Source organism: Lentzea sp. NPDC054927, from assembly GCF_053610285.1.
In genome coordinates this window covers 441,855-466,683 of the sequence record NZ_JBSGXZ010000002.1, presented here as the reverse complement: position 1 = coordinate 466,683, position 24,829 = coordinate 441,855, and the positions used below count along the sequence as shown (strand labels likewise).

Annotated in this window: 26 protein-coding genes; 15 read left to right on the top strand and 11 right to left on the bottom strand. The window is 69.2% G+C overall.

What is annotated here, in order from left to right:
* Positions 1-33 precede the first annotated feature (33 nt).
* On the top strand, positions 34-669 hold the full coding sequence (locus tag ACWGE0_RS05630; RefSeq protein ID WP_452259721.1) for a hypothetical protein: 636 nt from the start codon (positions 34-36) through the stop codon (positions 667-669).
* Here the strand turns inward: ACWGE0_RS05630 and ACWGE0_RS05625 are convergent.
* Together ACWGE0_RS05625 and ACWGE0_RS05620 are read right to left on the bottom strand one after the other, a co-directional pair.
* Complete coding sequence (locus ACWGE0_RS05625; protein WP_452259720.1) at positions 666-1,229, bottom strand: DUF4232 domain-containing protein; 564 nt, start codon at positions 1,227-1,229, stop codon at positions 666-668. The genes ACWGE0_RS05630 and ACWGE0_RS05625 overlap by 4 nt on opposite strands.
* A 90-nt stretch (positions 1,230-1,319) precedes the next feature.
* Positions 1,320-2,495: an SGNH/GDSL hydrolase family protein gene (locus tag ACWGE0_RS05620; RefSeq protein WP_452259719.1), complete on the bottom strand. Its 1,176-nt coding sequence runs from the start codon at positions 2,493-2,495 to the stop codon at positions 1,320-1,322.
* 66 nt (positions 2,496-2,561) lie between these two features.
* Between ACWGE0_RS05620 and ACWGE0_RS05615 the strand changes: the two genes are divergently transcribed.
* From ACWGE0_RS05615 to ACWGE0_RS05605, 3 genes are all read left to right on the top strand, one after another.
* Positions 2,562-3,092 carry a class I SAM-dependent methyltransferase gene (locus ACWGE0_RS05615; protein WP_452259718.1) on the top strand — a complete coding sequence of 177 codons (531 nt, stop codon included), beginning with the start codon at positions 2,562-2,564 and terminating at the stop codon, positions 3,090-3,092.
* A gap of 70 nt (positions 3,093-3,162) precedes the next feature.
* The gene (locus ACWGE0_RS05610; RefSeq protein ID WP_452259717.1) at positions 3,163-4,857 is read left to right on the top strand and encodes a hypothetical protein; all 1,695 of its coding nucleotides are present in this window, start codon (positions 3,163-3,165) and stop codon (positions 4,855-4,857) included.
* A 151-nt stretch (positions 4,858-5,008) separates the two neighbouring features.
* Entirely contained in the window at positions 5,009-5,401 is a 393-nt protein-coding gene (locus ACWGE0_RS05605) for a hypothetical protein (protein WP_452259716.1), read from the top strand.
* A gap of 6 nt (positions 5,402-5,407) precedes the next feature.
* Here ACWGE0_RS05605 and ACWGE0_RS05600 read toward each other — a convergent pair whose 3' ends face one another.
* A complete protein-coding gene (locus ACWGE0_RS05600) occupies positions 5,408-6,229 on the bottom strand; it encodes a LysR family transcriptional regulator (protein ID WP_452259715.1) in 822 nt (273 codons plus the stop codon).
* Between the two features lie 82 nt (positions 6,230-6,311).
* Here ACWGE0_RS05600 and ACWGE0_RS05595 point away from each other — a divergent pair, with 82 nt between their 5' ends.
* Positions 6,312-7,238, top strand: a complete 927-nt coding sequence (locus ACWGE0_RS05595) for an MBL fold metallo-hydrolase (RefSeq protein WP_452259714.1) — start codon at positions 6,312-6,314, stop codon at positions 7,236-7,238.
* Here the strand turns inward: ACWGE0_RS05595 and ACWGE0_RS05590 are convergent.
* The 3 genes from ACWGE0_RS05590 to ACWGE0_RS05580 are packed head-to-tail and all read right to left on the bottom strand — an operon-like array spanning position 7,235 to position 10,001.
* Complete coding sequence (locus ACWGE0_RS05590; protein ID WP_319963860.1) at positions 7,235-7,585, bottom strand: MmcQ/YjbR family DNA-binding protein; 351 nt, start codon at positions 7,583-7,585, stop codon at positions 7,235-7,237. The two genes, ACWGE0_RS05595 and ACWGE0_RS05590, sit on opposite strands and share 4 nt — an antisense overlap.
* Complete coding sequence (locus tag ACWGE0_RS05585; RefSeq protein WP_452259713.1) at positions 7,585-8,718, bottom strand: serine hydrolase domain-containing protein; 1,134 nt, start codon at positions 8,716-8,718, stop codon at positions 7,585-7,587. Before ACWGE0_RS05585 ends, ACWGE0_RS05590 begins: the two co-directional genes overlap by 1 nt.
* Positions 8,718-10,001: a serine hydrolase domain-containing protein gene (locus ACWGE0_RS05580; RefSeq protein ID WP_452259712.1), complete on the bottom strand. Its 1,284-nt coding sequence runs from the start codon at positions 9,999-10,001 to the stop codon at positions 8,718-8,720. The genes ACWGE0_RS05585 and ACWGE0_RS05580 overlap by 1 nt, the downstream gene beginning before the upstream one ends.
* 112 nt (positions 10,002-10,113) lie before the next feature.
* On the opposite strand from ACWGE0_RS05580, the gene ACWGE0_RS05575 reads away from it, so the two are divergent.
* The 3 genes from ACWGE0_RS05575 (at position 10,114) to ACWGE0_RS05565 (ending at position 13,495) form a co-directional block, all read left to right on the top strand.
* Entirely contained in the window at positions 10,114-10,848 is a 735-nt protein-coding gene (locus ACWGE0_RS05575; protein ID WP_452259711.1) for a carbonic anhydrase family protein, read from the top strand.
* Between the two features lie 155 nt (positions 10,849-11,003).
* A complete protein-coding gene (locus ACWGE0_RS05570) occupies positions 11,004-12,215 on the top strand; it encodes an MFS transporter (RefSeq protein ID WP_452259710.1) in 1,212 nt (403 codons plus the stop codon).
* 71 nt (positions 12,216-12,286) lie between these two features.
* Positions 12,287-13,495, top strand: a complete 1,209-nt coding sequence (locus ACWGE0_RS05565) for an MFS transporter (RefSeq protein ID WP_452259709.1) — start codon at positions 12,287-12,289, stop codon at positions 13,493-13,495.
* Here the strand turns inward: ACWGE0_RS05565 and ACWGE0_RS05560 are convergent.
* A complete protein-coding gene (locus ACWGE0_RS05560) occupies positions 13,402-13,995 on the bottom strand; it encodes a DedA family protein (protein WP_452259708.1) in 594 nt (197 codons plus the stop codon). The genes ACWGE0_RS05565 and ACWGE0_RS05560 overlap by 94 nt on opposite strands.
* A 42-nt stretch (positions 13,996-14,037) precedes the next feature.
* Between ACWGE0_RS05560 and ACWGE0_RS05555 the strand changes: the two genes are divergently transcribed.
* Entirely contained in the window at positions 14,038-14,178 is a 141-nt protein-coding gene (locus ACWGE0_RS05555; protein ID WP_452259707.1) for a LuxR C-terminal-related transcriptional regulator, read from the top strand.
* Between the two features lie 3 nt (positions 14,179-14,181).
* On the opposite strand, the gene ACWGE0_RS05550 is transcribed toward ACWGE0_RS05555, so the two are convergent.
* Positions 14,182-14,442, bottom strand: coding sequence for a DUF6289 family protein (locus ACWGE0_RS05550; RefSeq protein ID WP_452259706.1), 261 nt, complete (start codon positions 14,440-14,442; stop codon positions 14,182-14,184).
* Between the two features lie 273 nt (positions 14,443-14,715).
* Between ACWGE0_RS05550 and ACWGE0_RS05545 the strand changes: the two genes are divergently transcribed.
* From ACWGE0_RS05545 to ACWGE0_RS05535, 3 genes are all read left to right on the top strand, one after another.
* Positions 14,716-15,498, top strand: coding sequence for a hypothetical protein (locus ACWGE0_RS05545; protein ID WP_452259705.1), 783 nt, complete (start codon positions 14,716-14,718; stop codon positions 15,496-15,498).
* A gap of 89 nt (positions 15,499-15,587) precedes the next feature.
* The gene (locus tag ACWGE0_RS05540; protein ID WP_452259704.1) at positions 15,588-16,940 is read left to right on the top strand and encodes a gamma-glutamyltransferase; all 1,353 of its coding nucleotides are present in this window, start codon (positions 15,588-15,590) and stop codon (positions 16,938-16,940) included.
* Between the two features lie 64 nt (positions 16,941-17,004).
* Entirely contained in the window at positions 17,005-18,183 is a 1,179-nt protein-coding gene (locus ACWGE0_RS05535; RefSeq protein WP_452259703.1) for a sugar efflux transporter, read from the top strand.
* Here the strand turns inward: ACWGE0_RS05535 and ACWGE0_RS05530 are convergent.
* Complete coding sequence (locus ACWGE0_RS05530) at positions 18,161-19,270, bottom strand: hypothetical protein (protein ID WP_452259702.1); 1,110 nt, start codon at positions 19,268-19,270, stop codon at positions 18,161-18,163. The genes ACWGE0_RS05535 and ACWGE0_RS05530 overlap by 23 nt on opposite strands.
* A gap of 65 nt (positions 19,271-19,335) precedes the next feature.
* Positions 19,336-21,045: a serine/threonine-protein kinase gene (locus ACWGE0_RS05525; RefSeq protein WP_452259701.1), complete on the bottom strand. Its 1,710-nt coding sequence runs from the start codon at positions 21,043-21,045 to the stop codon at positions 19,336-19,338.
* A gap of 51 nt (positions 21,046-21,096) precedes the next feature.
* Between ACWGE0_RS05525 and ACWGE0_RS05520 the strand changes: the two genes are divergently transcribed.
* From ACWGE0_RS05520 to ACWGE0_RS05510, 3 genes are all read left to right on the top strand, one after another.
* The gene (locus tag ACWGE0_RS05520) at positions 21,097-21,849 is read left to right on the top strand and encodes an FHA domain-containing protein (RefSeq protein ID WP_452259700.1); all 753 of its coding nucleotides are present in this window, start codon (positions 21,097-21,099) and stop codon (positions 21,847-21,849) included.
* A 306-nt stretch (positions 21,850-22,155) separates the two neighbouring features.
* Positions 22,156-23,073, top strand: coding sequence for a hypothetical protein (locus ACWGE0_RS05515; protein WP_452259699.1), 918 nt, complete (start codon positions 22,156-22,158; stop codon positions 23,071-23,073).
* Positions 23,070-23,597, top strand: a complete 528-nt coding sequence (locus tag ACWGE0_RS05510) for a histidine phosphatase family protein (RefSeq protein ID WP_452259698.1) — start codon at positions 23,070-23,072, stop codon at positions 23,595-23,597. Before ACWGE0_RS05515 ends, ACWGE0_RS05510 begins: the two co-directional genes overlap by 4 nt.
* On the opposite strand, the gene ACWGE0_RS05505 is transcribed toward ACWGE0_RS05510, so the two are convergent.
* The gene (locus tag ACWGE0_RS05505) at positions 23,584-24,738 is read right to left on the bottom strand and encodes a metallophosphoesterase (RefSeq protein WP_452259697.1); all 1,155 of its coding nucleotides are present in this window, start codon (positions 24,736-24,738) and stop codon (positions 23,584-23,586) included. The genes ACWGE0_RS05510 and ACWGE0_RS05505 overlap by 14 nt on opposite strands.
* Positions 24,739-24,829 lie beyond the last annotated feature (91 nt).

The window sequence follows — 24,829 nt, the reverse complement described above, 5'->3', positions numbered from 1 at the left end:
AGGACGCCACCCCTGACCTGCCACCCTGGTGTGATGCTGCTCAAACTGACCGGCTCCAGCTGTTCAGGCAAGACCACGCTCGCTCGCTCCGCAGGCGACCGGCTGGAGCGGGTCGCCGTGCACGACTTCGACGAGGTCGGCGTCCCCGAAGATGCCGATCGCCACTGGCGCCACCGCATGAACGAGATGTGGGTGCGCCGTGCGTTGGAGTACCAGGACCGCGGAGTCGACCTCTTGCTGACCGGGCAATCCCCGCTCGGAGAGGTCCTGGCCACGCCCTCCGCCCCGTTGCTGGACGGAATCGCGGTGTGTCTGGTCGACGTGTCCGACGAGGTCCGGCGCAGCAGGCTCACCATGCGCGACGCGGGCCGGTGGGACGCTCGGGCGGTTGACGCCTTCCTCGGCTGGGCGGCCTGGCACCGCGAGCACGCCAGGAATCCCCGGCATCGACCCGACGCCATCATCGGCGACAGCTGGCCTCGGATGGCCTGGCACCGTTGGACCGGGTGGACTGCCGGCGATCGGCGATGGTGCACCGATCTGGTCGACACCACGGACCAGCCCGTCGCGGAATCCGCAGATCAGGTCGAGCAGTGGGTGACCCGGCAACGCGACGCGCTCCTGTCCGGCCGTCTCGCCCTCTCGCGGGGCTGGTCAGATCCTGCCTAGTCGAACACCAGCACACCCTGGGTCACGGGCTGCATCGTGCCCACCTTGGCCTCGCTCACCTTCATCTTGCTGACGTCGGCGATCGGCTGGCCGTCGGTACCGATGAACGTGACCTTCGCGGGCCCCATGCCCGGCAGCTCGGCGGTCATCGTGTTGATGGCGAACGCGTTCGTGTCGTCGTCGACGTCGAGCTGCACACCCGCGAACGCGGTCTGACCCGGCTGGAGCGTGATCGACGGGCCCTCGCCGGGCACGAGCTTCTGTTCCACCGGGATCGCCGCCGGCTGGTTCGCCAGGTTGGTGAAGGCGAGCTTCGGCCAGCCCTGGAAGGTGATCGGCGCCGACCCCTGGTTGGTCGCGGCGAGCAGACCCAGGCCGGGCTTGCCCTGCATGGTCAGGTCGACCTTCACCGTGGGCTCCTGCTTGTCGCTCGCGGAGGTGGCGCTGGTCGTGGGTGCCTGGCTCTGTGACGCCGAATCCTGGGGCGCTGAGCTCGGCGTCGACGCCCCGCAGGCCGTGGCGCTGACCGTGAGAACAAGAGCGAGGATCGTGACACGCATTCGCTCAACCCCTTGGAGCTCGGTGCTAGTTGATCTCCATCGAATAGCCCTGCCCCGGGGTGTGGCAAACCTCGACCGCCCGATCGGGTGTCATAACGTGGCGATCTTCACCGCCTTCGCCATCGCCTCGAACCCCTTGTCACCGGGGTGCAGGTGGTCGCCCTGGTCGTAGGCGGGCCTGATCCGCTGCGGGTCCGCCGGGTCGCGGATCACCTGGTCGAAGTCCACGACGGCGTCGAAGTCCTTGCTGGTGCGGATGTACGAGTTCACGGCCTGCCGCACGGCTTCGAGCTCGTCGGTGTAGCTGTTCCAGCCCTTGAACGGCGTGATGGTCGCGCCGATCACCCGCAGGCCGCGGTCGTGGGAGCGCTGGGCGATCTGCTTCAGCGCGGCGATGATCTTCGCGGGGTCGGTCTCGTGCGGGGTCTGCTGGATGTCGTTGATGCCCTCGAACACGATGACCGACCGGACGCCGGACTGCGTCAGCACGTCGCGGTTCAGCCGGGCCTGCGCGTTCGGGCCTGCCGAGCCGCCGTCGAGCAGCAGCCGGTTGCCGCTGATGCCCGCGTTGAGCACGCCCATGCGGGTGTTGATCCGGTCGGCGAGCTGGTCGGGCCAGCGCAGGTTCGCGCCCCAGGTCGAGTTCGCGCCGTCGGTGATCGAGTCGCCCAGCGCGACGACGCTGCCCTGCAACGACGACGAGCGCACGTCGACGCCCGAGACGTAGTGCCAGACGCTGGTGCGCTCACGGAAGGCCGCGGCGGACTCGTCGGCCGTGTGGTTGCCGTCGCGGGTGAAGTACGAGTTCTGCATGGACAGCTGGTGGTGCGTGACCGGGCCGCCCGGCGACGGCGTGTAGACGGTCACCAGGAGGTCGGAGTCGGCGGGGACGGTCAGCGCCACGCCGTCGCTGACCACGTCGGCTCCGGGCGCGGCCGTGATCGACTGCGCGCCGCCGAACGTCAGCGTGCGCATCGTGCCCGGCACCGCGAGCGGTGTGTCCGGACCGGCCGCGCGAGCCACGGTGACCTGGCCGAACACCGTCGGCGTGCGGCCGTAGGCGTTGGAGAGCCGGACGCGGATCTCCTTGCCGCCCGCGCTGACGTGCACGATGTTGCGGATCGAGAAGTTCGGGTAGCCGTTGTCGGTGCCGGGCACGGCCGAGGACGGCGCGGTGGCCCAGGTGCCGACCCATCTGGCCGGTGCGGCCTGCGCCGGGGAGGCCACCGCTACGAGCAACGCCACTGCCAGCAGAAAGCGCGTCATGCACTTGACCTTGGCAGCGCTCCCACAGCTCCGGTATCCGCCGATCTTCGGGTCTACGCTGGCATCGTGTGGAATGGAGCTGACTACCAGCGCAGGTTCGACTCGCTCGCCGAGTCGGGTATGGACGTGCACGGCGAGGCAACGTTCGTGCGCGCGTACGAGCCGAAGACCGTGCTGGACGCCGGGTGCGGCACCGGCAGGGTCGCGATCGAACTGGCGAAGCACGGCATCGAGGTCGTCGGCGCGGACCGCGACGAGTCGATGCTCGCGCACGCGGCCGAACTCGCCCCCGGCATCACCTGGGTGCGCTCCGACCTGGCCGAACTCGATCTCCACCGCACCTTCGACGTCGTCGTCATGGCGGGCAACGTGCCGCTGTTCACCGAGCCCGGCACCCAGGACAAGCTCGTCGCGGGCGTTGCCAAGCACGTCGGGAAAGTGCTGATCGCGGGCTTCAGCCTGAACCGCGGGTACACCGTCGAGGAGTACGACGAGCACTGCGCGCGGGCCGGGCTGAAGCTGGTCGAGCGGTTCGCCACCTGGGACCGGGAGGAGTTCCGCGGCGGCGACTACGCGGTGTCGGTACATCTGTCTTGATTGGGCCAGAACTCTGGTCTTGCGTCCGCCCCACGGTGTAGGTCTGGTTGATCTACTACCAGGGGGATTCATGCGCTTGCTGGGAGCGATCGCCGTCACCGCGCTCGTGTTGAGCGGGCAGACAGCCGTGGCAGCACCGGCGCCGGTTCAACCGGACCCGTTGCTGGCCTTCCTCGCGGATCCGGGCAAGACGGACCTGGCCAGGGCGGAGAAAGCGCGCGAGGCCCGGACCAGGGCACGAGTCCTGCAGGCTCAAGCTCCCGGGTACACCTACGCCGAACGGGAACCGGTGTCGGCGCGCGGCCGCAACGACAACCCGTGGCTCGCGGAGTCCACGGACTTCCGCAAGCACCGCGGCGCGTTGTTCACCGGCTCGCTGCTCGCGGATCCGACCATGCCGGCGGTCGCCGAGTTCGCCGAACCCAACGACACGCGGGCGACCGCGAGCGACACGGGCGTCGGCACCGCTCACCGCGCGATCCGCACGACCGGCAAGATCACCGGTGCGGACCAGGACTTCTACCGGCTGCGCGGTGCGGGCCACACGACCGTCGACACCCGCACCGAGGGCAGCGACCTCGACACCGTGCTGACCGTGTTCGACGCGGCGGGCAAGGAGATCGCGTCGAACGACACGGTCGGCGTCAGCACCGACGCGCGCCTCGAGACCGAACTCGCCGCGGGTGCCGACTACTTCGTCCGCGTCACCGGCGCATTGGCCACGTCCGGTGCCTACGAACTCACGCTCGGGGCCGGCGAAGGCAAGGGGGACAAGGACTTCTTCGCCATCGACCTCAAGGCGGGCGACGTGATCGGCGCGTCCGTCACGGGTGCCGCGCGCAAGGTCGCCGTGCACGACACCAGGGGCCGCGAGGTGATGGGCTCGCGGCAGGACTTCTCCGGCGTCTACCCCAAGGAGAACCCGCTGCCCGGCGGCGGCAACGCGGTCGCGGACTACCTGGCGCCGCGCGACGGCCGCTACTACGTCGGTGTCGAGGACGGCACCGGCCGGTACGAGCTGACCGTGAAGGCGTTCCGGCCGGGTGCCGAAAAGGCGCCGCAGACAGTGTTCGTGGACTTCGACGGCGCGCTCGTGGACACGACCGTCTGGGGCGTGCCGGGGGAGAAGCAGCTGTCACCGCTCGCGAAGTTCCTGGCGAACTGGGGCCTGTCGGCGGCCGACGAGAACGCGGTCGTCTCCGCCGCCGTCGACACCATCCGGGAGAACCTGGCGCTGCACGGCAAGTTCGGCGTCAAGCTGCTGAACAGTCGCGACCACGCCGACCCGTGGGGTCAGCGGAACGTCAGCCGCCTGGTGATCGGCGGCACGATCGCCGAGTCGGGCGTGGAGACCGTGGCGATCGCGCAGAGCATCGACCCCGGCAACTTCGGGCACGAGGAAACCGCGATGGTGCAGCTCGACCTGCTCAGCCAGCCCGCGGGCGCCGGTGTCTCGCTCAACACCTACATCACGCCCGCCAGCGACAAGACGAAGTTCGTCGGACGCGCGCTGGGCAACATCGCGGCACACGAGCTGGGGCACCTGTCCGGTTCGTGGCACCAGCACCAGTTCAACGCGCACGACACGCTGATGGACCAGGGCGGCAACCCGAAGGCGATGTTCGCGGTCGGTGCCGACGGCATCGGTGGCAACGCCGACGACACGGACATGGACTTCGGCGAGGACGAGTTCGTGCCCAACGAGGGCTTCACTGGTGTCGAGGACGCGGCGAGCCGCACCCGGTGGGGTTACCGCCGCGGGTAGGCCGTCGCGAAAGGACCGTCTCGCCGCCGGCAGGTCACGCCGGCGGCGGGTCTATGTCACAGATCAGGTGTTCCGGAGTTTCTCGGCGTGGCGGCCCGGCGGCGGCGTTACGGTGTCCGCAGTCGGAGTGGTGTGAGGGCAGGAGCCTGGCGTGACGTCGTGGACCGAAGTGATCAACTATGTCCGGGTCAGGTACGAGGTGCTGGAGGAGACCGGTGACTGGCTGCGCTTCCGGCTCGGCACCGAGGGCGAACGGACGCAGCAGGTCTCGGTGCACCACCTGCCGGACCTCGACGGCCAGGAGTGGGTGGAGATCTCCTCGCCCGTCGGCCGCGCGGACGAGATCGACCTGCGCCGCTTCCTCGAGCTGGCCGGTGCGCCGGAGCTCGGTGGCGCGGCCGTGGTGGACGGTCTCGCGCTGCTCAAGCACGTGGCTCCGCTGGAGGACCTGAGCATCCGCGAGGAGTTCGAGCGCCCGCTCACCCTCCTGGTCGGGCGCGCCGACGCCATGGAGCACGAGCTGACCAGCGGCGACCGCTTCTGACCGAGGTCACCCGTACGCTCTGGCAGCCGCCTCGATGAACGCCCTGGTCAGCGGGTCGTCCTTGGTCCACGCGAGCACGACGGGGCTGGGCGCCAGGTCGGCCAGCGGGACGACGGTCAGCTCGTCGCCCAGGTCGTGGCCGAGCGGCGCCAGGCCGACGGATCCGTTCCACAGCACGGATTGCACGCACTCCTGGACCGCGCGGACGACCGGGCCCCGCCGGGGTTCGCCGCCGTTCCAGTAGTTCCGCCAGATCTCGTCGGTGCCTTCCGGGAACTGGAACCAGTCGCGGCCGGCGAGATCGCCGGTGGTGAGGCGGTCGCGCCGGGCGAGCGGGTCGTCCGCCCTGAGCACGGCGCCGACCGGGTCCTGGCGCAGCACAAGGGTTTTCAGGCCGGTCTCGTCGAACGGTCCGCGGGTCAGGGCGACGTCGACCTGGCCGGTGCGCAGGCCGCAGGTGGGGTCGGTCAGGTCGGTCTCGCGGATGCGGATCTCGATGTCGGGGCGCTGCCGGCGGAACGCGGCCGCGAGCCGGGCCGCGCCGTGGTCGCCGAGCATGCCGACGGTGATGGTCGTGCGTGCGAGCTTGGTGCGGACGCGGTCGGCGTGGTCGAGCAGCGCCCGTGCCTCGTCGAGCAGGGTGTGGCCGGCCTCGGTGAGCGTGACGCCGGCGGGGGAGCGGCGCAGCAGCGTGGTGCCGAGGTCGTTCTCAAGGTGTTTGATCGCCCGGCTCAGCGGTGGCTGGCTCATGTGCAACCGCTGCGCGGCCCGGCCGAAGTGCAACTCCTCGGCGACCGCGACGAAGTAGCGCAGCGTCCGCAGCTCCATGATCAGGCACGATACTCGTTCGGTATCGGGAGTGCCCAACGGGTCTTGGACGCCGGGCAGGGTCCGGCGGTGGAGTGGGAGCATGAACCTTCCAGACCCCGCCGTCCAGGTTTCCGGCGTTGTCGACATCGCCCCCGACGTCCTGGTGATCCCCAACGACCACGTCGCTCTCGTGCCCAACATCGGTGTCATCAGCGGGACCGAAGCGGTTCTCGTCGTCGACACAGGGCTTGGCGGTGTCAACGCGTCCCAGGTGCTCGAGTTCGCGTCGAAGGTGGCGCGCGGGCGGCGGATCTACCTGACGACCACGCACTTCCACCCGGAGCACGCGTTCGGGGCTTCGGTGTTCGGTGCTTCCGGGCTCGGGGGTTCGTACGTGGTGAACCGCGCGCAGGCGGATGACCTGCGCCGCAAGGGGTCCGGCTACCTGGAGATGTTCCGCGGGTTCGGCGGCGCGATCGCCGAACGGCTGGCGGACGTCACCATCCCGGTGCCGGACGTGGTGTTCGACGGCGTGCACTCGCTCGATCTCGGTGGCCGGACCGTGCTGCTGCGGCCGACCGGGCGCGGGCACACGCTGGGGGACCAGGTGATCGAGGTGCCGGACGCGGGCGTGCTGTTCACCGGCGACCTGGCCGAGACCGGGCAGTTCGCGATCTTCCCGTGGTTCCCGCCGCACGACACCGACGTGTCCGGCCTCGCGTGGATCGACGTGATGGATCGGCTGATCGCCGCGGAACCTCGCGTGGTCGTGCCCGGGCACGGCACGACGGGTGGTCGCGAGGTTCTGGAGGGTGTCCGCGACTACCTGCACGAGCTGCGGGACGAGACCTGGCTGCGGCGCGACTCCGCGATGAAGGAGGCGGACGTCGTGACCGAGGTGCGGGCGGTGCTGATCGAACGGCACCCCGGCTGGGCGGGTCAGGAGTGGATCGAGCGCGGGGTCGGGTGCCTGTGCGCCGAACGACCGCCTGGTGACGATGCGCTCAGTAACTTCAGTGTTGACTAAATGTAGTCCTCACCGAGGCGAGCGCGGATGACCTTCTTCGGCACGCACATGACCCAAGCGCCGATGACGAGCTCGGTCATCTCCTCGACGTCCAGTTCGGCCATCGACGCGTGCACCCACTGGAACCGCATGTCGGACTGGCTCGGGAACGCGAACTTGACCGGATCGCTCGCGACCAGCGCTTCGCGTTCCTCGCGCGGGTAACCGAAGCCCAGCACGGTTTCGTCGCGGGACAGGGCGGCGTAGACGATCTGGCCCACGCGGAACTTCACGCGGTCGCGGATGAGGTGCTCGGTGGTGCGCGGCAGTGTCAGTGCCACGGCGCGGATGTCGGCGACGGTGACCATCAGGCAATCCTCCACGCGGCGGAGCCGTTGTGCAGGAAGTTGGCGCGACCGAGCTCGTCGGATCCGACCAGCGACATGACGTGGTGGCCGTCGGGCTTCGGTTCGGCGGTGATGATCGTGTTCTTGCCGTGGCGGACGACCTCGACGGCGGGTTTGCCGGGGAAGCGTTCGGTGCGCGCGTGATACGTCAGGAACGCGCAGCCGTCCTCGGTGGCGAGCGTGAGGTCGTACAACGTGTTGCGGTAGGTGCCGCACATCCACTCGTCGACCGGGGCGGGGTCTGCGGGTGGTGAGGGTGGTGGTGCGCACTCGATGCCGGCCGCGGTGAAGATCTCGTGGGCCAGCGGTTCGCCGCGCGGGCTGTCGGTCAGCACGGCCACCGCCAGACCTTGTGCCGGAACGACCCGCAGGAACGACTTCTGTCCTTTTGAGACACCGGTGTGGCCGACCGTGCCGCCGGGGTACAGCATCCAGCCGAGTCCCCAGCCGGTGATGTCGCCGCCGAAGTCCGGGATGTCGTCCAGCTGGGGTTCACGCAGGGCGGCGAGTGCCGGGTCGGTCAGGTGCAGGCGGACGAACTCCAGCAGGTCGCGCGCGGTCATCTCGAGGTGCGAGCTGCCGGGCGCGATGGCGTTGGCCGAGACGGTCCGCAGGCCCAGCGGCGTGACGAGTTCGGTGTGCAGGACGTCGTCGTAAGGCTTGCCGCGCAACACTTCCACGAGTCTGCCGAGCACTCTGAACCCGCTGTTGGAGTACGAGAACACCTCGCCGGGCGGGAACCAGTGCTCCGCGTCGGCGAGGGCGGCGACGAACTCCTCCATGCTGCCGGTGTCGACGAAGTGGTTGCTGTCGAGACCGCCGGTGTGGGTGAGCAGGTGGCGGGAGGTCAGGGCATCGGCGGCGTGGTCGCGCAGCCGGAAACCGGGCAGGTAGTCGCGGACCGGCCGGTCCAGGTCGAGCGCGCCCTCGTCGACCAGGCGCTGGACCAGGGTGGCCGTCCAGATCTTGGTGATCGAGCCGATCCGGAACGCGGAGTCGGTCGTGCCCTCGGTGGTGATCTCCCCGCCGGCCAGGACGGCGACCTGCGCGTTGGGCACGTCGTACTTCGCGATGAGCTGGTCGAGACTCCCCATCAGGCGATCCTGTAGCAGGCGTTCGTGTTGTGGAACCACTTCGGGCGGCCTTCGGGGTCGCGGCCGACGAACGTGGCGACGTAGTGCGTTCCGAAGTCCGGTTCGAGGGTGATGATCGAGGTGTCGTCGAGGCGGACGACCTCGTCGCGCCGGTGTTCGCCGATGAACTCCGCGCCGAGCGCGTCTCGGGGCACATAGCTGAGGAACGCGCGGCCGTTTTCGTTGGTCAGCACGTAGTCGACCTTCGTGCCGCGGTAGGTGCCGAACATCGTGTCGTCGAGGGGTGCGGGGTTCGCGGGCGGTGTGACGCGCGGCGGGGTCTCGACGCCGGCGAGTTCGCGCAGGGTGTGTGAGAAGACCTCGTGGGCGAGCCCGGGGCCGCCGAGGCTGTTGGTCAGCACCGCGACCGCGACGCCCGCTTCCGGGACGACGCGCAGGAAGGCCTTCTGGCCCAGGGTGGTGCCGGTGTGGCCGACGACGCCGTCGCCGAGCAGCATCCAGCCCAGTCCCCACGCCGGGGCGCCGAGGTTCGGCGGCACGCTCACCTGGTGTTCGCGCAGGACGGCGAACTCGTCGGTGAGGTGCAGGCGGACGAAGGTGAGCAGGTCGCGGGCGCTCATGGCGAGCTGGGCGCCGCCGGGGGAGTTGGAGTACGCGAGCGCCCACGTCTTCACGGGTGCGCCCTGGTCGTGACCGACGGCGGCGCGGTGCAGGATCGCCTCGTAGGCGTTGGTGGAGACGGTGTTCAGGCCCAGCGGCGTGACCAGCTCGGCGCGCAGGACGTCGTGGAACGGCTTGCCGCGCAGCACCTCGACCAGCCGGCCGAGCACGGCGTACCCGGTGTTGCAGTAGGAGAACATCGCGCCGGGCGGGAAGAGCTGCTCGGCGGTGGAGAGGGTGGCGACGAACCTGGCGACCGCGGCGTCGTCCTGGCCGGTGTCGGTGAACAGGTTGCCGTCGATCCCGCTCGTGTGGGTGAGGAGGTGCCGGGCGGTCACGGACTCCGTCGCTTCGGGGTCGCTCAATTCGAATTCCGGCAAATAAGAACGAATCGGACAATCTAGATCAAGAACGCCTTCGTTCACCAATTTCTGGGTCAAAGTCGCCGTCCAGATCTTCGTGATCGAACCGATCTGGAACACCGAGTCCGGCGTTGTCTCAATTCGCGTGTGCAGGCTCAGCAGGCCTGCCGCGTGGTCCTCGATCTCACCGTTCGCGAGCACTGCGACCTGCGCACCTGGCACTTTGTGACGCTGAACCAGTTCAGCGAGATTCCACCCCATGGAAAGACTCTATAGAGGATGGCACCGTTCGCGGCCGGGACGAATTCCGGAACGGTGAGAGCGTGGCCACAGTCCATTCCACTTTTCACCCGATCGGGTGAAAAGTGGAGCAATGAACCTAAGACGGTCCCTTCCGGCTCTTCTTCCGCTCGTGCTCGCCGCGTCCTTCTTCGCGGTCGGCACGGCTGAGTCGGGGACACCGAAGCAGAGCCCCGTCAACGTCACGCCGAACGCGATCCGGTTCGACCCGCACGCGCCGAAGCTGGACGTGACCTATGGGAGCTCCGCGCTCGAACTGAAGTACGTCCGCAAGGACACGGCAGACCCGAACGGTTGCACGATCCGCAACCACGAGGAGACCGAGGAGGCGGAGGTCGAGCCCGGATCGGGCCACGTCACCGTCGCCGGCACCCGGTACGACCTGGTGCAGTTCCACTTCCACACGCCGTCCGAGCACCAGTTCGCCGGCCGCAACACCCCGCTCGAGATGCACCTCGTGCACCGCAGTGCGGAGGGCAAGCTGCTGGTGGTCGGCGTGCCGCTGGTCGTCGGCGGGCACTCCGTCGTGGACGACGTGCTGGCGAAGCTCTCGCCGGAGTGTGGTGCGCCGGTGGACATCGAGCCGATCAACCTCAACCGGTTGCTCCCGGTCGGTCATCACACGCTGCACTACACCGGGTCGCTCACCACGGCGCCGTTCACCGAGGGCGTCGAGTGGTACCTCACCGGTGAGCAGCACGTGTCGGCCGCGACGATCGCCCGGTTCCAGGGGCTGTTCACGGCGGGCAACGCCCGTGCGACGCAGCCGCTGAACGGGCGGACCATCGTCGAGGTCCCGCGGATCTGATCAGCAGTTGACGAGAGAAGGCCGGCTCCCGCCGTGGGGCCGGCCTTCTTCGCGTGTGGCGTGATGCGCTTCACCGATTCACGAGTCGCCTGCAATTGCCCGCGTATGCAACTATTGCTCACGCGGACAACCTACGACTTCAAGGATTGTGTGACATGCCTGTCGCCCTGCTCGCCCTCGCGATCAGCGCTTTCGCCATCGGTACGACCGAGTTTGTGATCATGGGTCTGCTCCCGGAGGTGGCCACTGGCCTCGGCGTTTCGATTCCCTCGGCGGGGCTGCTGATCTCCGGCTACGCGCTCGGCGTGGTGATCGGCGCGCCGCTGCTGACCGTCCTGGGTGGCCGGTTGCCCCGCAAGAAGATGCTGCTGGGCCTGATGGTGCTGTTCATCGCCGGCAACCTGGTCTCCGCCACGGCCGACACCTACGGCGTGCTGATGAGCGGACGGGTCGTCGCGGCGCTGGCGCACGGCGCGTTCTTCGGCGTCGGTTCGGTCGTCGCCGCTGATCTCGTTGCACCCCAACGCAAGGCGAGTGCCATCGCGCTCATGTTCAGCGGTCTGACGTTGGCGAACGTCCTGGGCGTACCGATGGGGACGGCGCTCGGTCAGGAACTGGGCTGGCGCTCGACGTTCTGGGCGGTGAGCGCGCTCGGTGTGATCGGCCTGCTCGGCATCCTGTTCCTGGTGCCGCAGCAGCAGGCGCAGGCCGGCAACCTGCGCGGCGAACTCGCCGTGTTCCGCAATCCGCAGGTGTGGCTCGCCCTGCTGGTGACCGCGCTCGGGTTCGGGGGCGTGTTCGCGTCGTTCACCTACATCGCGCCGATGATGACCGAGGTCGCGGGCTTCTCGCCGGGTGCGGTGACGTGGCTGCTGGTGCTGTTCGGCGTGGGGGCGTTCGCGGGCAACCTGCTGGGCGGCAAGGCTTCCGACCGTTCGGTGATGAAGAGCCTGGTGGTCATCCTGGTCGCGCTGGCCACCGTGCTCACGGCCTTCGTCTTCGCCGCGCACTCGCAGTGGACCGCCGCGATCACCATCGCGCTGCTCGGCGTGGCCGGGTTCGCCACGGTGCCGCCGTTGCAGATGCGCGTCATGCAGGCCGCGGAGGGCGCGCCGGCACTGGCGTCGGCGGCGAACATCGCGGCGTTCAACCTCGGCAACGCCGCCGGGGCGTGGCTGGGCGGTCTCGCGATCGGGAAGGGCCTTGGCTACACCGCTCCGAACTGGATCGGCGCGCTGCTCGTCGTGGGCGGTTTGGCGGTAGCGGTGGTTTCCGTGCTGCTCAGTCGGCGTGTGAGCAGGGGCACCGCGCCAGAGGCTTCTGAAGCGCGTCAGAAGGACCGTAAAATCGTTCCAGTAGCTAACTAGTCCGCAGCTAGCTCGACCGCAGCTGACCAGCCACTGAGATCTGGGGCCACTCCTTGAACACCACCCGCGCCATGACCGCGCTCGCGCTCGGCGGGTTCGGCATCGGTACGACCGAGTTCGCGACGATGGGGCTGCTGCCCCAGATCGCGGAGACCTTCAAGATCCCCGACTACGAGGCCGGCCACGCCATCAGCCTCTACGCCGCCGGTGTCGTCGTCGGCGCGCCGTTGATCGCGGTGCTCGGCGCCAAGCTGCCGCGCAAGGGCATGTTGATCGGCCTGATGCTGGCGGTGGCGCTGGGCAACGGGTTGTCGGCGGCGGCTCAGGACAAGACTCTGCTGCTGCTCGCCCGGTTCGTGGCCGGGCTGCCGCACGGCGCGTTCTTCGGCATCGCGGCGGTGGTGGCGGCAACGCTCGTTGCTCCCGAACGGCGGGGGACAGCGGTCGCGCGCGTGATGGTCGGACTGACCGTGGCGAACCTCGTGGGCGTACCGCTCGCGACGGCCGCGGGGCAGCAGATCGGCTGGCGGACCGCCTATCTCGCGGTCGCGGTGATCGCGATCATTACGGCCGGGGCGATCGCGGCCTGGGTGCCGCGGGTGCCGACGGTCGAGGGCGCGTCGATGAAGGGCGAGGTCCGCGCGTTCAAGCGGCCGACGGTGTGGTTCGCGATCTTCACCGGCATGATCGGCTTCGGCGGCATGTTCGCCGTCTACTCCTACGTCGCCCCGCTCACCACCGAGGTCGCTGGACTGCCGGCGAGCGCGGTGCCGTGGATGCTGGCGGTGTTCGGGCTCGGCATGACGCTCGGCGCGACGTTCGGCGGGCGGTTCGTGGACCGGTCCTCGATGGGCTCGGTGTTCGGCGGCCTGGTCGCGGTCTGCGTGATCCTGGTCCTGTTCGGACTGACCGCGTCCATCCCCGCGTTCATGTTCATCTTCCTGTTCCTGCTCGGGTTCGTCATCCAGATCCTGGCGGCCGCGCTGCAGATCAGGCTGATGGACGCCTCGCCGGACGCGCCGTCGCTCGCGGCCTCGTCGAACCACTCGTCGCTCAACGTCGCGAACGGCGCGGGCGCGTGGCTCGGTGGCCTGGCGATCGCCGCGGGCTGGGGTTACACGTCCACGGCGTGGGTCGGTGTCGCATTGTCGTTGGCCGGCTTGGCGATCGCGGTCGCGTCGGTGCTCTACGAACGGCGCGCCTTGACGCGGGAGACCACGAACCAGCCGATGGCGATGGCCAGCGCGGCCAGCACCGCCGTCGACACCCACCCCAGGTAGCGGTCGACGAGTTCGTAGTTCTCGCCGAGCGCGTAGCCGGCGAGGATCAGCGCGGTGTTCCACACCAGGCTGCCCGCCGCCGTGTAGAGCGTGAACCTCACGATCGGCATCCCGGACACCCCGGCCGGGATGGAGATCAGGCTCCGCACGACCGGCACCATCCGCCCGACGAACACGGCTTTGGTGCCGTGCTTGTCGAACCACGCGTCCGCTTTGTCCACATCGGACACGTTGACGAACGGCACCCTGTCCGCGATCCGGCGCAACCGCTCCAGCCCGAGCCATGTGCCCAGGCCGTACAGGACGAGCGCGCCGACGACCGACCCGGCGGTGGTCCACAGGATGGCGGCGATCAGCGAGATCTTGCCCTGGCCCGCGGTGAACCCGGCCAGCGGCAGGATCACCTCGCTCGGCACCGGCGGGAACACGTTCTCCAGCGCGACCGCCAGCCCCGCGCCGGGCGAGCCCAGCGCCTCCATCAGTCGCGTGATCCACTCCATGGTCGTCGAATTACCCGTTTTGCCCGGCCCCTCAACCCTCGGGTGGAGACGGCAGTGGTGCTGATCGCCGCGGGACCGCTCGCGGAGGCGACCGTGCAGACGCACATCAACAACCTGTTCGCCAAGGCGGACCTGCGTTCCCGCGCGGACGCGGTCAGGCTCGCCTTGGCGCTCAGGGGCTGAGCCTCAGCCGCGCGGGCCGGGACCGCACAGCACGGTGTGCAGCACGGCCTGGTCGGTCTGCACGCCCCAGCTGTCTCTGGGGTCGCCGCACCCGAACCAGACCTGGCCGACGAGGTCGCGGTGCTGGTAGTCGGTGTAGTAGCTGATCACGATCAGACGGCCCGGTGTCGGTTCCGGAAGCGTCGGGATCGCGCCAGCGGGTACCGCGGTGGTGGTCGCGATGGCGGCGGCGAAGAGCGTGGCTGCGAAGACGCGCTTGAGCATCGGTGAGTCCTTCCGATCTGGGGTGTTCCACCCGATGCGGCGTTCCATCCGGTTCCACCGCCGTTCCGCGGGACCAGGTGGGGACCGGTTATGAGGAATGATCGCGATTCCAGCCGAACTAACCCGATGAATCTTGTCAATCACCGTCAAACTCCGTCACTTTCGTTGACATCGCAGGTCGAGACCTCCTACCTTCGACGGCGTAAAGAGGCATCGCTCCGCCGCCCGATGTGCTCCCCCTGTCGTACGCCGCCAGGAAGGACGCGCCGAACGATGGAATCGCGCATCACCCGCAGGGCCGCGCTCACCGCAGCAGCCCTGATGCTCGTCACCGTGAGTCCCGCGAACGCGGCACCCGCGTGGAGCCCGAACCCCGCGACCGACGGCCTCAAGGCGTTCGAGGGCATCGAGGTCGACCGCGGCAACAAGTTCCCCGACCGCAGGGGCAAGTACATCGTCGTGGAGGGCGACCACTACCGGTTCAACATCTGGAAGAACGACCGCGACACGACCGGTGGCGGTGACCGTCAGCGCACCGAGTCCAAGGGCATGGTGAGCAACGGCAGCGCTATCAAGATGAAGAACGGCGAGACTTGGGTCATCTCGTACGAGATGTACATGCCGTCCTCGTTGCACGGCACGAGCAAGTTCACGCACATCTTCCAGACCAAGACGCCTTCGACCAACGGCGGACCGTGGACGACCCTGTCGTTGAGCCGCAGCGGTAGCACCGAAACGATCCGGGCGCGCGCGTTCAGCACGTCCGGTGCGCCGGACATCGCCTCGACCAACCTGGCGCCGTTGCGCGACAAGTGGGTCACCGTCGAGTGGACGATCACCCCGGGTTCCAGCGGCACGGTCGGTTTCGTGCTCCGCAACGGCACGGGTGCGAACGCGCCGATCGCGGTGCAGGGCAAGCGGTCCGGCGTGCGGATCCCGGACGAGGGCGACTACGTCCGCCCGAAGTGGGGCATCTACCGCTCGGTCGAGAGCGCCTCGTCGGACATCCTCGACACCTACATCAACTTCCGGAACTACACCGCGACCAAGAAGTAGAACGTGGGCCGGGTGGCCCGCTGATCGCGTACAGGTCTACCGTTGTTCGCCTTCACTTCCCCGTTGGGAAGCAGACTCGGAGGTCAACGGTGCGAGGCGCGATCGCGGCGGGCCACCCGCTCACCGCACAGGCGGGCGCGGCGATGCTGCGCGCCGGTGGGAACGCCGTGGACGCGGCCGTCGCGGCGATGCTGACGTCCTGCGTCACCGAGCCGTTGCTGACCGGGCTCGGTTCCGCCGGGTACATGATGATCGCCCCGGCCGGTGAAACCCCTGTGCTGCTGGACTTCTCGGCCGAAGCGCCCGGCAGGGACGCCACCGGAGCCAGGGCTCCGCTCGACCCGATCACCGTCCACTTCGGTGACGCGCAGCAGGAATTCCACGTGGGACCGTCGTCGGTCGCCGCGTTCGGCATGCCCGCCGGTGCCGCGAAGGCCGCTACCTACGGCCGGGCTCCGCTGCACGAACTCGTGACCGCCGCGGCGACGCACGCCCGTGAAGGCCATCGGGTGAACCGGTACCAGGCGTACGTCACCTCTTTGCTGCTGCCGCTCGCCCACAGCGCGGGCCTGAACGCGTTCGAGGAAGGTGAACTCCTCGTCCAGCCCGAGGTCGCCGACGCCCTCGAGCGGCTCGGCAACGACGGCGCGGCGCCGTTCTACACCGGCGACATCGCGGCCGCGATCGCCGACACGATCACCGCGAACGGCGGCGACCTCAGCCGCGCCGACCTGGCCGCCTATGAGGTCGTCGAGCGGGAACCCCTGCACGTCCGGCATCGCGGCCGTGACATCCACACGAACCCACCACCCGCTGCGGGCGGTGCGTTGCTCACGCAGATGCTGGAAGCGTTGCCGGACAACCCGTCGCAACAGGACCTGATCCGCGCGCTCGCCACCCCGAAGGCGCACCTGAACCGCCTCGGTTCCACCACGCACATCTCGGTGCTGGACGCCGACGGCAACGCCTGCTCGGTCACCACCACGAACGGCGCGGGCTCGGGGATCTCGATCGCCGGTGTGCACCTGAACAACATGATGGGGGAGGAGGACCTGTCGCCGGACGGGTTCTTCAGCCACGTGCCCGGCGACCGGCTGCCGTCGATGATGGCGCCGACCGTCGTCACGAACCACGGCGGCGCGGAACTCGTGCTCGGCAGCGCGGGGTCGAGCCGGATCTGCGGCGCGATCCTCCAGGTGCTCGTGAACGTCCTCGACCGCGGCATGCCCGCCCAGGACGCCGTCGACGCGCCCCGGATGCACCTCAGCGGCGACCACCTCCACGTTGAACCGGGAATTCGACCGGAAAGTGAGCTCCCGGTGACGCAATTCCGCGCTCCGAGCATGTTCTTCGGCGGCTGCCAGGTGGTCGAAATGACCGGGTCAGGCCTGCTCAGGGGTGGTGCAGATCACCGCAGGGACGGCGCAGTCCTCGTGGTGTGAGATCTTGCCCGCATAATGGGATATTTGGTTTCCTGATTGACCGCTCAACGAGCACGATGAACCGGTGACGGCACTCAGCGAGAGAAGATCCTCGCCGCTCCTGTCCCGTACGTTCCTCCAACTCTCCGCCATCAGCGTCGTGTCCGGCGTGTCGATGGCGTTCGCGCTTCCGTTCAACTCGCTGTTCCTCACCAGCGAGATCAAGGTGACGCCGTTCCAGCTCGGCTTCTTCCTGATCGTCAGCCCGCTCGCGATGGTCGCCGCCAGCACGATCATGGGCAAGCTGTCCGACGGCCGGGTGCAGCGCCGGTACATGCTCGCCGTGGGCGGTGTCGCCGGGGCGATCGGCTACAGCCTGTTCGCCGTGCTGCGCGACTACTGGTTCCTGCTCGGCGCGTCGGTGGTCTTCATCGCGATCGCGGGATGTTTGCTGCCGCAGCTCTTCGCGTACGGCCGTCAGGTCTCACAAGGGCCGTCGATGGTCGTCAGCGTCCTGCGCACGCTGCTCTCCGTCGCCTGGGTCGCCGGACCGCCGGTCGCCGCGCTCCTCGTCGCGAAGACCGGCTGGGTCGGGCTCTTCGCCTCCACCGCCGCACTCCTGCTCGGCGTCGCGGTGCTGGCCCTCACGCTTCCGGTGCCGCCCGCGGCGCCGGTGGAGGAGAAGGCCGAGGAGGTGGCCGGGCAGGCGCGCGGCAACATGTCCGTGGTCTCCGCCGCGTTCGTGTTCCTGCAGGGTGCCGTCGCGCTCGCGGTGGGCGGCCTGCCGTTGTTCATCACGACCGAACTGAGCGGCACCGCGGGCGACGCGGGGCTCACGATGGGTCTGTGCGCGGCGCTGGAGATCCCGATGATGCTGTGGTTCGGCTCGCTGGCGAACCGGATGTCGCAGCACAAGCTCGTGGTCATCGGCGCGGCGATCTCGTTGAGCTACCACGGCCTGATGGTGTTCACCGACTCCGTCTGGCAGGTGATGGGCGCGCAGCTGCTGCACGCCACCGTCATCTCGTTGGTCATGGGCGTGGGCATCACCTACTTCCAGAGCCTCGACCCCGGCCGGCCCGGTCACGCCACGACGATGTTCAGCAACACCCAGATCGTCGGCGGCATGGTCGCGGGCGCGTTGCTCGGCGTGTCCCAGCAGCTGGGGTTCCGCTGGGTCTACGGGTTCAGCTTCACGATGTGCGTGCTGGGGCTCGCGCTCCTGCTGGTCGCGGGCAGGCTCACTGGATCGTCGAGGCGGTGACCTTCGGCTTGTCCGCCACACCGAGGTAGAAGATCCCCTTGATGGTCTCGAAGCCGAGGCTGGGGTTGCGGCGCAGCGTGGAGTTCTCGACGGACATCGAGCCGGACTTGTCGTTGCTGACGAAGAACACCGCGCCGCCGCCCTCGTTGGCGGTGTTGTCCTCGATCAGCGACCCCGCGACCCGCAGCGTGAACGTGTTGCCGTCGTTGTAGATCGCGCCACCGCTGCCGCCACCCGGCGTGCCGCCGCGGGCCGGGTTGGCGCCCTTGCCGATGGCCTTGTTGCCCTTCATCAGGCTGTTGAGCACCACCCATGACGCGCCGATGCTGCTCAACGCACCGCCGTTGGAGCACACGCCACCCTCGAACGTGCTGCTGGTGATGTAGACGGGCACCTTGTCGGCCCAGTCGGTCACCCGGATCGCGGCCCCGCCGAGGTCCGGGCCGTTGGTGTCGCACTTGTTGCCGGCGAAGCGGGAGTTCACGACCTTGAGCTGACCGCCGCGCACCATGATCGCTCCGCCGCCCCCTCCGTCGGCCGTGTCGCCGGTCGAGTTGCCGTCGGCGAGGGTGATGTTCTGGACCACCAGCCTCGGCGCGTTGTGGTCGAGCACCCGGCGCTGTCCCTGGCCGCTCAACGTGATCCGGCCGCCGCCGTCGAGGACGGTCTTCGCGCGGACCTTCGCGGTCGCGGTCATCGGGATGGTGAACGGGTTCGGCCCGCAGTTGAAGGTGACGACCCCGCCGGCGGCGATCGCGTCGACCACGGCCTGCGAGGTGCAGGACGCGGGAGCGCCGGTGCCGATCACGCGGGTGGGCTTGGAGGTGTCCTCTGCGGCGGCTTCCGGTGGCACGGCGGCGCCACCGTTCGGGTTGCCGAACTTCGCGACGGGAGGAGGTGGCGGCGGCGGAGCGGGCGGCGGGGGAGCGGCGCTGCTGCTCGGCGGCGGAGTCGTCGACACGACGGTGACGGTCTGGGAGACCGACGTCGTGGGCAACTGCGGGGCGGCGACGGGATTTCCGGGGACGGCCGTGCCGCAACCCGCCACGAGGACGGCCAGCAGCACGACAACCTGTCTACCTGACATGGGTGGGCACCCTAAGCCGCGCGGGACGCCTTGGCTACCACTGCTCCGGCCAGTGGGATCGCGGCCTACGGAAGCCTGGCCACCACCGCTTTGGCGAGTTCGATCGCGCCAGGGCACAGCGTGGCGGGATCGGCGGCGTCCCTGTCCCCCAGCGACACCATCACGACCTCGAACCGGGGGTTCTTCCCCTCCACCACGACCCGGTGCTGGACCGACACCTCGCAGCCGCCGTCGTCCGGTTCGTAGACCGCCACCCGGTCACGGCCGACGTCGGCGTGGGCGCCGTCGTCCTCCTCGAACGTGCCCTGCCGGTTGAACTCGATGGACGCCGTGCGTTGCTCGTGGTCCCAGCCGCAGCCCCAGCGGCCCAGTTCGTTCAACGAGTACGGGGTCGCCTCTGCCCCGAGCTGGGTCTTGACGGTCGCGGGGTCGAGCAGGTCGCAGGCGTTGAGCGATCCGAGCGACCCCTTCGGCCACGGCTGGGTGCGGCGCGGGACCTCGCCCGGCGCCAGCACGCCGCGCGCGTGTTCGCCCGCGGTCTGGGCGAGCTCGCACAGCGGCTGGGCGGGCGCGCCACCGTCCTTGGCCTCGATCTGCAGGTGGTTGCCGTCGGCCAGCGTCACGGACTTCACGCACAGGTCCGAGGAGGAGGCGTTGTGCTCGACGGGGCCGAGTTTCCCGCCCGCCTTCGCCTGGCCGAACGGCACGGCCTGCTTGACCGAGTACTCGACGATCACGCCCTCGTCCCGGTTGTCACCGAACACGAGCCAGCTGGCGCAGCCGTTGAACCAGTACGAGCTCTCGGCCGACGTGTCGACCTCACGCACGTGCAGCTGCGCGAAGTCGGCCTGACCCGCGGCCAGGCCGCAGACGTCCATCGTGTCCGGATCGCCGACGATGCCGGCCGTGGCCTGACGCGGGGAGAACACCACCATCGCGCCGACCGCCACGGCCACCACGGCGAGTGCGGCCGTGCCGATGACGATCGCCTTGCGGTGCCGGGGGAGTCTGACGCCCTCCAGCAGCGGGCGGACGTTCTCGGTGGCCGGGCGGTCCTGCGGATCGCGCCGCAGCAGCTGGGCGAGCAGCTCACCGAACGGCCCGGCGTGCCGCGGTGGCGTGATGTCGTAGGCCTTGGCGCGGCGGAGCTGTTCGGAGGATCCGGCGTCCGGGGATCCCCACGGCGAGGTGCCCTCGACGGCGGCGAACAGCGTGGCACCCAACGCGAAGACGTCGGAGGCGGGCCGCGCCTCGTGGCCGTCCGCGACCTCGGGTGCGAGATAGGCGGCGGTACCGGCGACGTCACCGCCGCCGACGCGGGTCGCCTCCGCCCAGCGGGAGATGCCGAAGTCGCTGAGCTTCGCCACGTCGTCGTCGGTGACCAGGACGTTGCCGGGCTTCACGTCGCGGTGGACCATGCCCTTGGCGTGCATGGCGGCCAGCGCGTCCGCGAGCTGCGCGCCGATCTTCACGGCCCGTTGCGCGGGGATCGGGCCGTCCGCCTCGATGATCTCCGCCAGCGACCGCGACGGCAGGTACTCCATCACCAGCCACTGCTCGCCGCCGTCGGTCACCGTGCCGAGCACCGTGATCACGTTCGGATGGCTGAGCTCGGCGCCGATCCGCGCCTCGTGGCCGATGTCGCCCTCTCTGGGGCGTTTGAGCGCGACTGTCTCCTGGAGTTGCAGGTCCGTGGCTCGCCAGACCTCACCCATGCCGCCCGCACCGAGGTGCTCTTCGAGCCGGTACCGGTTTCCGACAGTCCGCTCAACCACGAACTGGGATCTTAGGGACGGGTCCCGGCGAGTGGGGGGACACTGCGAAGAATGTACGAAAGTTTGGCACGTCAGGTGCCACAAACGGTGCCCGGCGGAATCGTCGCGCTGGCGGTCACGGGCCGGGTGAACAGCGCTCCGCTCGACGGCCACCGGGTGTTCTTCGGCCGCAACCGGCCAGAGGTCGACATCTGTGTCGGCGAGAGCGATCTGCGGGTGTCCCGCAGGCACGGCGCGCTGACGTGCCAGGACGGGTCGTGGTGGGTCAGCAACCTCGGCCGGTTGCCGATCCGGTTGCCGAAGTCGCGCTGGCTGTTCCCGGAAGAAGACCCGGTGCCTCTCGCGAACGGCTACACGCCGTTGTTCATCCGCGGCACCCGCGACCGCGAGCACCTGCTGGAGCTGTACGTGGCCGGGCCGGACGGCGGTCAGCCCGCCGTGCCGCACGGTGCCGTGACCGAGCCTCCGCGCCGTTGGCGGCTCACCGACGACGAACGGCTGCTTCTGGTCGTGCTCGGCCAGCGCTACCTCATGCATGAGGCGAACCCACAGCCGTTGGCCCGCCAGCATGTGGCCGAGGTGTTGGCCGAACTGCGGCCGGACGAGGCCTGGAGCCACAAGAAGGTCGAACACATGGTGGCCGCCGTGCGGTCACGGCTGTCACGCGAGGGCGTGCCGGGACTCGTTCGCGAGGAGGTCGGCGAACCCGTCGGCAACGCGCTGAACGACAACCTGATGCGGGAACTCGTCCTGTCGACGACGCTGGTGCCGCCAGATCTTGCGTTGATCGACGCCCTGTCCTGAACCGGTTCCGTCGCGGTGAAACGCGGCGAGATCAACGTGTTCTGCAGGTGTTTCCCGACTGTGACCCGCGTACCGGGACAAGATCCGGATTTTCGGGTCCGGCGAGGCTGGTGTGCGCAGGTGCGGGACGGTACTTAGCCTGACTCACGAGTCAGGAATAAGGTCCGCTTGGTCTAGTGATCGTCACGGTCCGTAGACGGAACGGCCTAACCGTCGACACAGCGTGCGGTGCATTGAGTTCAAACGACCCGTTCGCGAAAGAACCACGCGTTCGGGTGACCCTGTGGTGCTGGCACACTGCGCTCCGTGCCGACCCAGTTCCCCGACGAACCGACCGAGCGCCATCTGGCGCCCGACCCAGCGTTGATGGAGGCTGCCCGCGCCAGGGGCCGCGAACGCTGGGCTTCGGCAGGCGATGTGCCGGTGCAGGAGGAGCAGCCGCCGCACCGGCCGCTCAACCGGCGCGTCGCCGTGATCGCCGCCGTCACGGCGCTCCTCGTCCTCACGGGAATCGCGGTCCTGACGTTCAGCAGTGGGTCCGGCGACGGCGGCACGGACATCGCCGCGCCCTCGCACAGCTACGTGCCCGGTCTGATCACGCCGCCGGAGGCGTTGCCGGAAGAGTCGAGCAACGTGAACTCGACGCTCGCGTCCTCGGCGCTGGGCCTGATCCCGGCGACGACCACGCCACCGGCTGCGCACCCGCCGCCGCCCGGCAACGACACCGGCAACCGCGCTCCTGCTGGTGCCAAGTCGCTGACCATGGGCCCCGGCTGCGGCGGCTACAGCAACGTGGGCCTGTACCGCGACGGCCGCAAGGGCTGGGTCGACCACGGTGACGGCAAGTGCGGCTCGACGTACGTGTCGATCCCGATGTCCGGCGACTCCCGCCGTGACGACGCCTCCGCCTACGGGCAGTGGACGTTCGCCATCTCCGGCACGTGCGACGTCTCCGTGTTCGTCCCGAACGGCAACCTCGAGGAGGTCGGGGGTAACCCGACCGTGTACTACGTGTTCGACCGCAACGGCGTCGGCGGCACCCCGATGGCGTCGTTCGCGATCAAGCAGGTCGACAAGCGCGGCCAGTGGGTCAGCGCGGGCAAGTTCAAGTCCAGCGGAAACCTCACCGTGCAGCTGCTCACCCGAGGTCAGGACTGGAACAACTCCGGACCTACCTACGCCCATCACGCCGCGAGTGCCATCAAGGCAGACTGCACGGCGTGAGAGATCTGCATCTGGTCCGGCACGGCGAGGCGACGAAGGACGAGTCCAGGCTGACCGCACGCGGCAGGAAGCAGTCCGAGCTGCTCGCGGAACGGTTGCGCGGCACGGGTTTCGCGGCGGTGCACCACGGTCCGCTGGCTCGTGCGGCCGAAACCGCGTCGATCATCGCCGAGGTGCTGAAGGTGCCCTGCCGGGTCGAGGCCGCGGCGGACGACTTCGTGCCGCACTTCGTTTCCGAGCACGACGAGTTCTTCGACCAGTTCCCCGAGTCCGAACGCACCCGCGGGCCTGCGCTGGCGCACGAGGCCGAGACGCGGTTCGCGCGCCCCGGCGACGGCCCGGTGCTGGTGGTGACGCACGCGTTCCTGATCAGCTGGCTGGTGCGGGACGCGCTGGACGCGCCGCCCGAGCGGTGGCTGACGCTGAACCACGACAACGCGGCGCTGACCGTGATCCGCTACCGGACCGGCAAGCCGCCCGCGCTGGTGCGGTTCAACGACTCAGGCCACCTCAGCTCGCTTTGAGAGTCAGCAGCGTGATCTCGCTGGGCGCGAAGACGCGCATCGGCGGGCCCCAGAAACCGGCGCCGCGGCTGGTGTAGAGCTGGGTGCGGTCGCTGTGCCTGCTCAGGCCGGCGACCACCGGCTGCTGCAACCGCACGAGGTAGTGGAACGGCCAGATCTGCCCGCCGTGCGTGTGCCCGGACAGCTGCAGGTCCACGCCCGCCTCGACGGCCTTCTTGATCTCCGACGGCTGGTGCGCGAGCAACACGACCGGCGCGGTGCTGTCGGTACCGCGCAGGGCCGTGGCGAGGTCGGCGGCGTGGCCGGGCTCGCCGGAGTGGCTGGCCGTGATGTCGTCGATGCCCGCGAAGACCAGGCGGGCGTCGCCCTGCTCCAGCGTCACGTGCTCGTTGCGCAGCGCCTTCCAGCCCAGGCGGGTCATCAGGTCGATCCAGCCCTGCGCGTTCGAGTAGTACTCGTGGTTGCCGGTGATGTAGAAGCGGTGCTTCGTGTTGACGTCGCCGAGCGGGGTGGCCTGCTCCAGGCGCTGGTCGGCGGTGCCGTCCGCGATGTCACCGACGTGCACGGCGACGTCGGCGTTGAGCTTGTTGACCGCGTCGACCATGCCGCGCGACCACTTCGCGCGGTTGATGGCGCCGTAGTGGGTGTCGGTGATGACCGCGACGGTCAGGCCGTCGAACGCCGGGTCGAGGCGCGGGATCGTCACGTCCTGACGCTTGATCCGCGGCACCCGCATGGCCTCGTAGACGCCGTAGATCGTGACGGCGGCGATGAGGACGGCGAGCAGGACCGCGATCAGGCGGGAGCGGAACGGGTTCTCGACGCCGCCGACGGCCAGGGCGAGCCGGAGCACGTCCGAGATCAGCGTCCAGACGAACGCGATCCAGACGAAGCCGAGCAGGAACTGGGAGATCCGCGCCGCGCGGTCCGAGTTCCGCTGGGTGAACAGCACGATCATGGAGATGGCGGCTCCGGCGAAGACGATCGCGGCGATCGGGCGGACCGGGTCCGGCCACTCGGCGCTGGCCGCGAACAGGCCCTCGAACGGCACGCAGAACAGCAGTGTCGTGACCGTGACAAGGACGAGCGTGAAGACCACACGCCGTACCGTGATGCGGGGGCGGGCCGCGGTGGTCGTCATTCGTCCATCCTCCAGAGTCGCTGTCTCAAACCATCTCAACGCACGGACGGCTCTCTTTGTTCGCCTGCGGTGCCGTAGATGTCCGTCACAC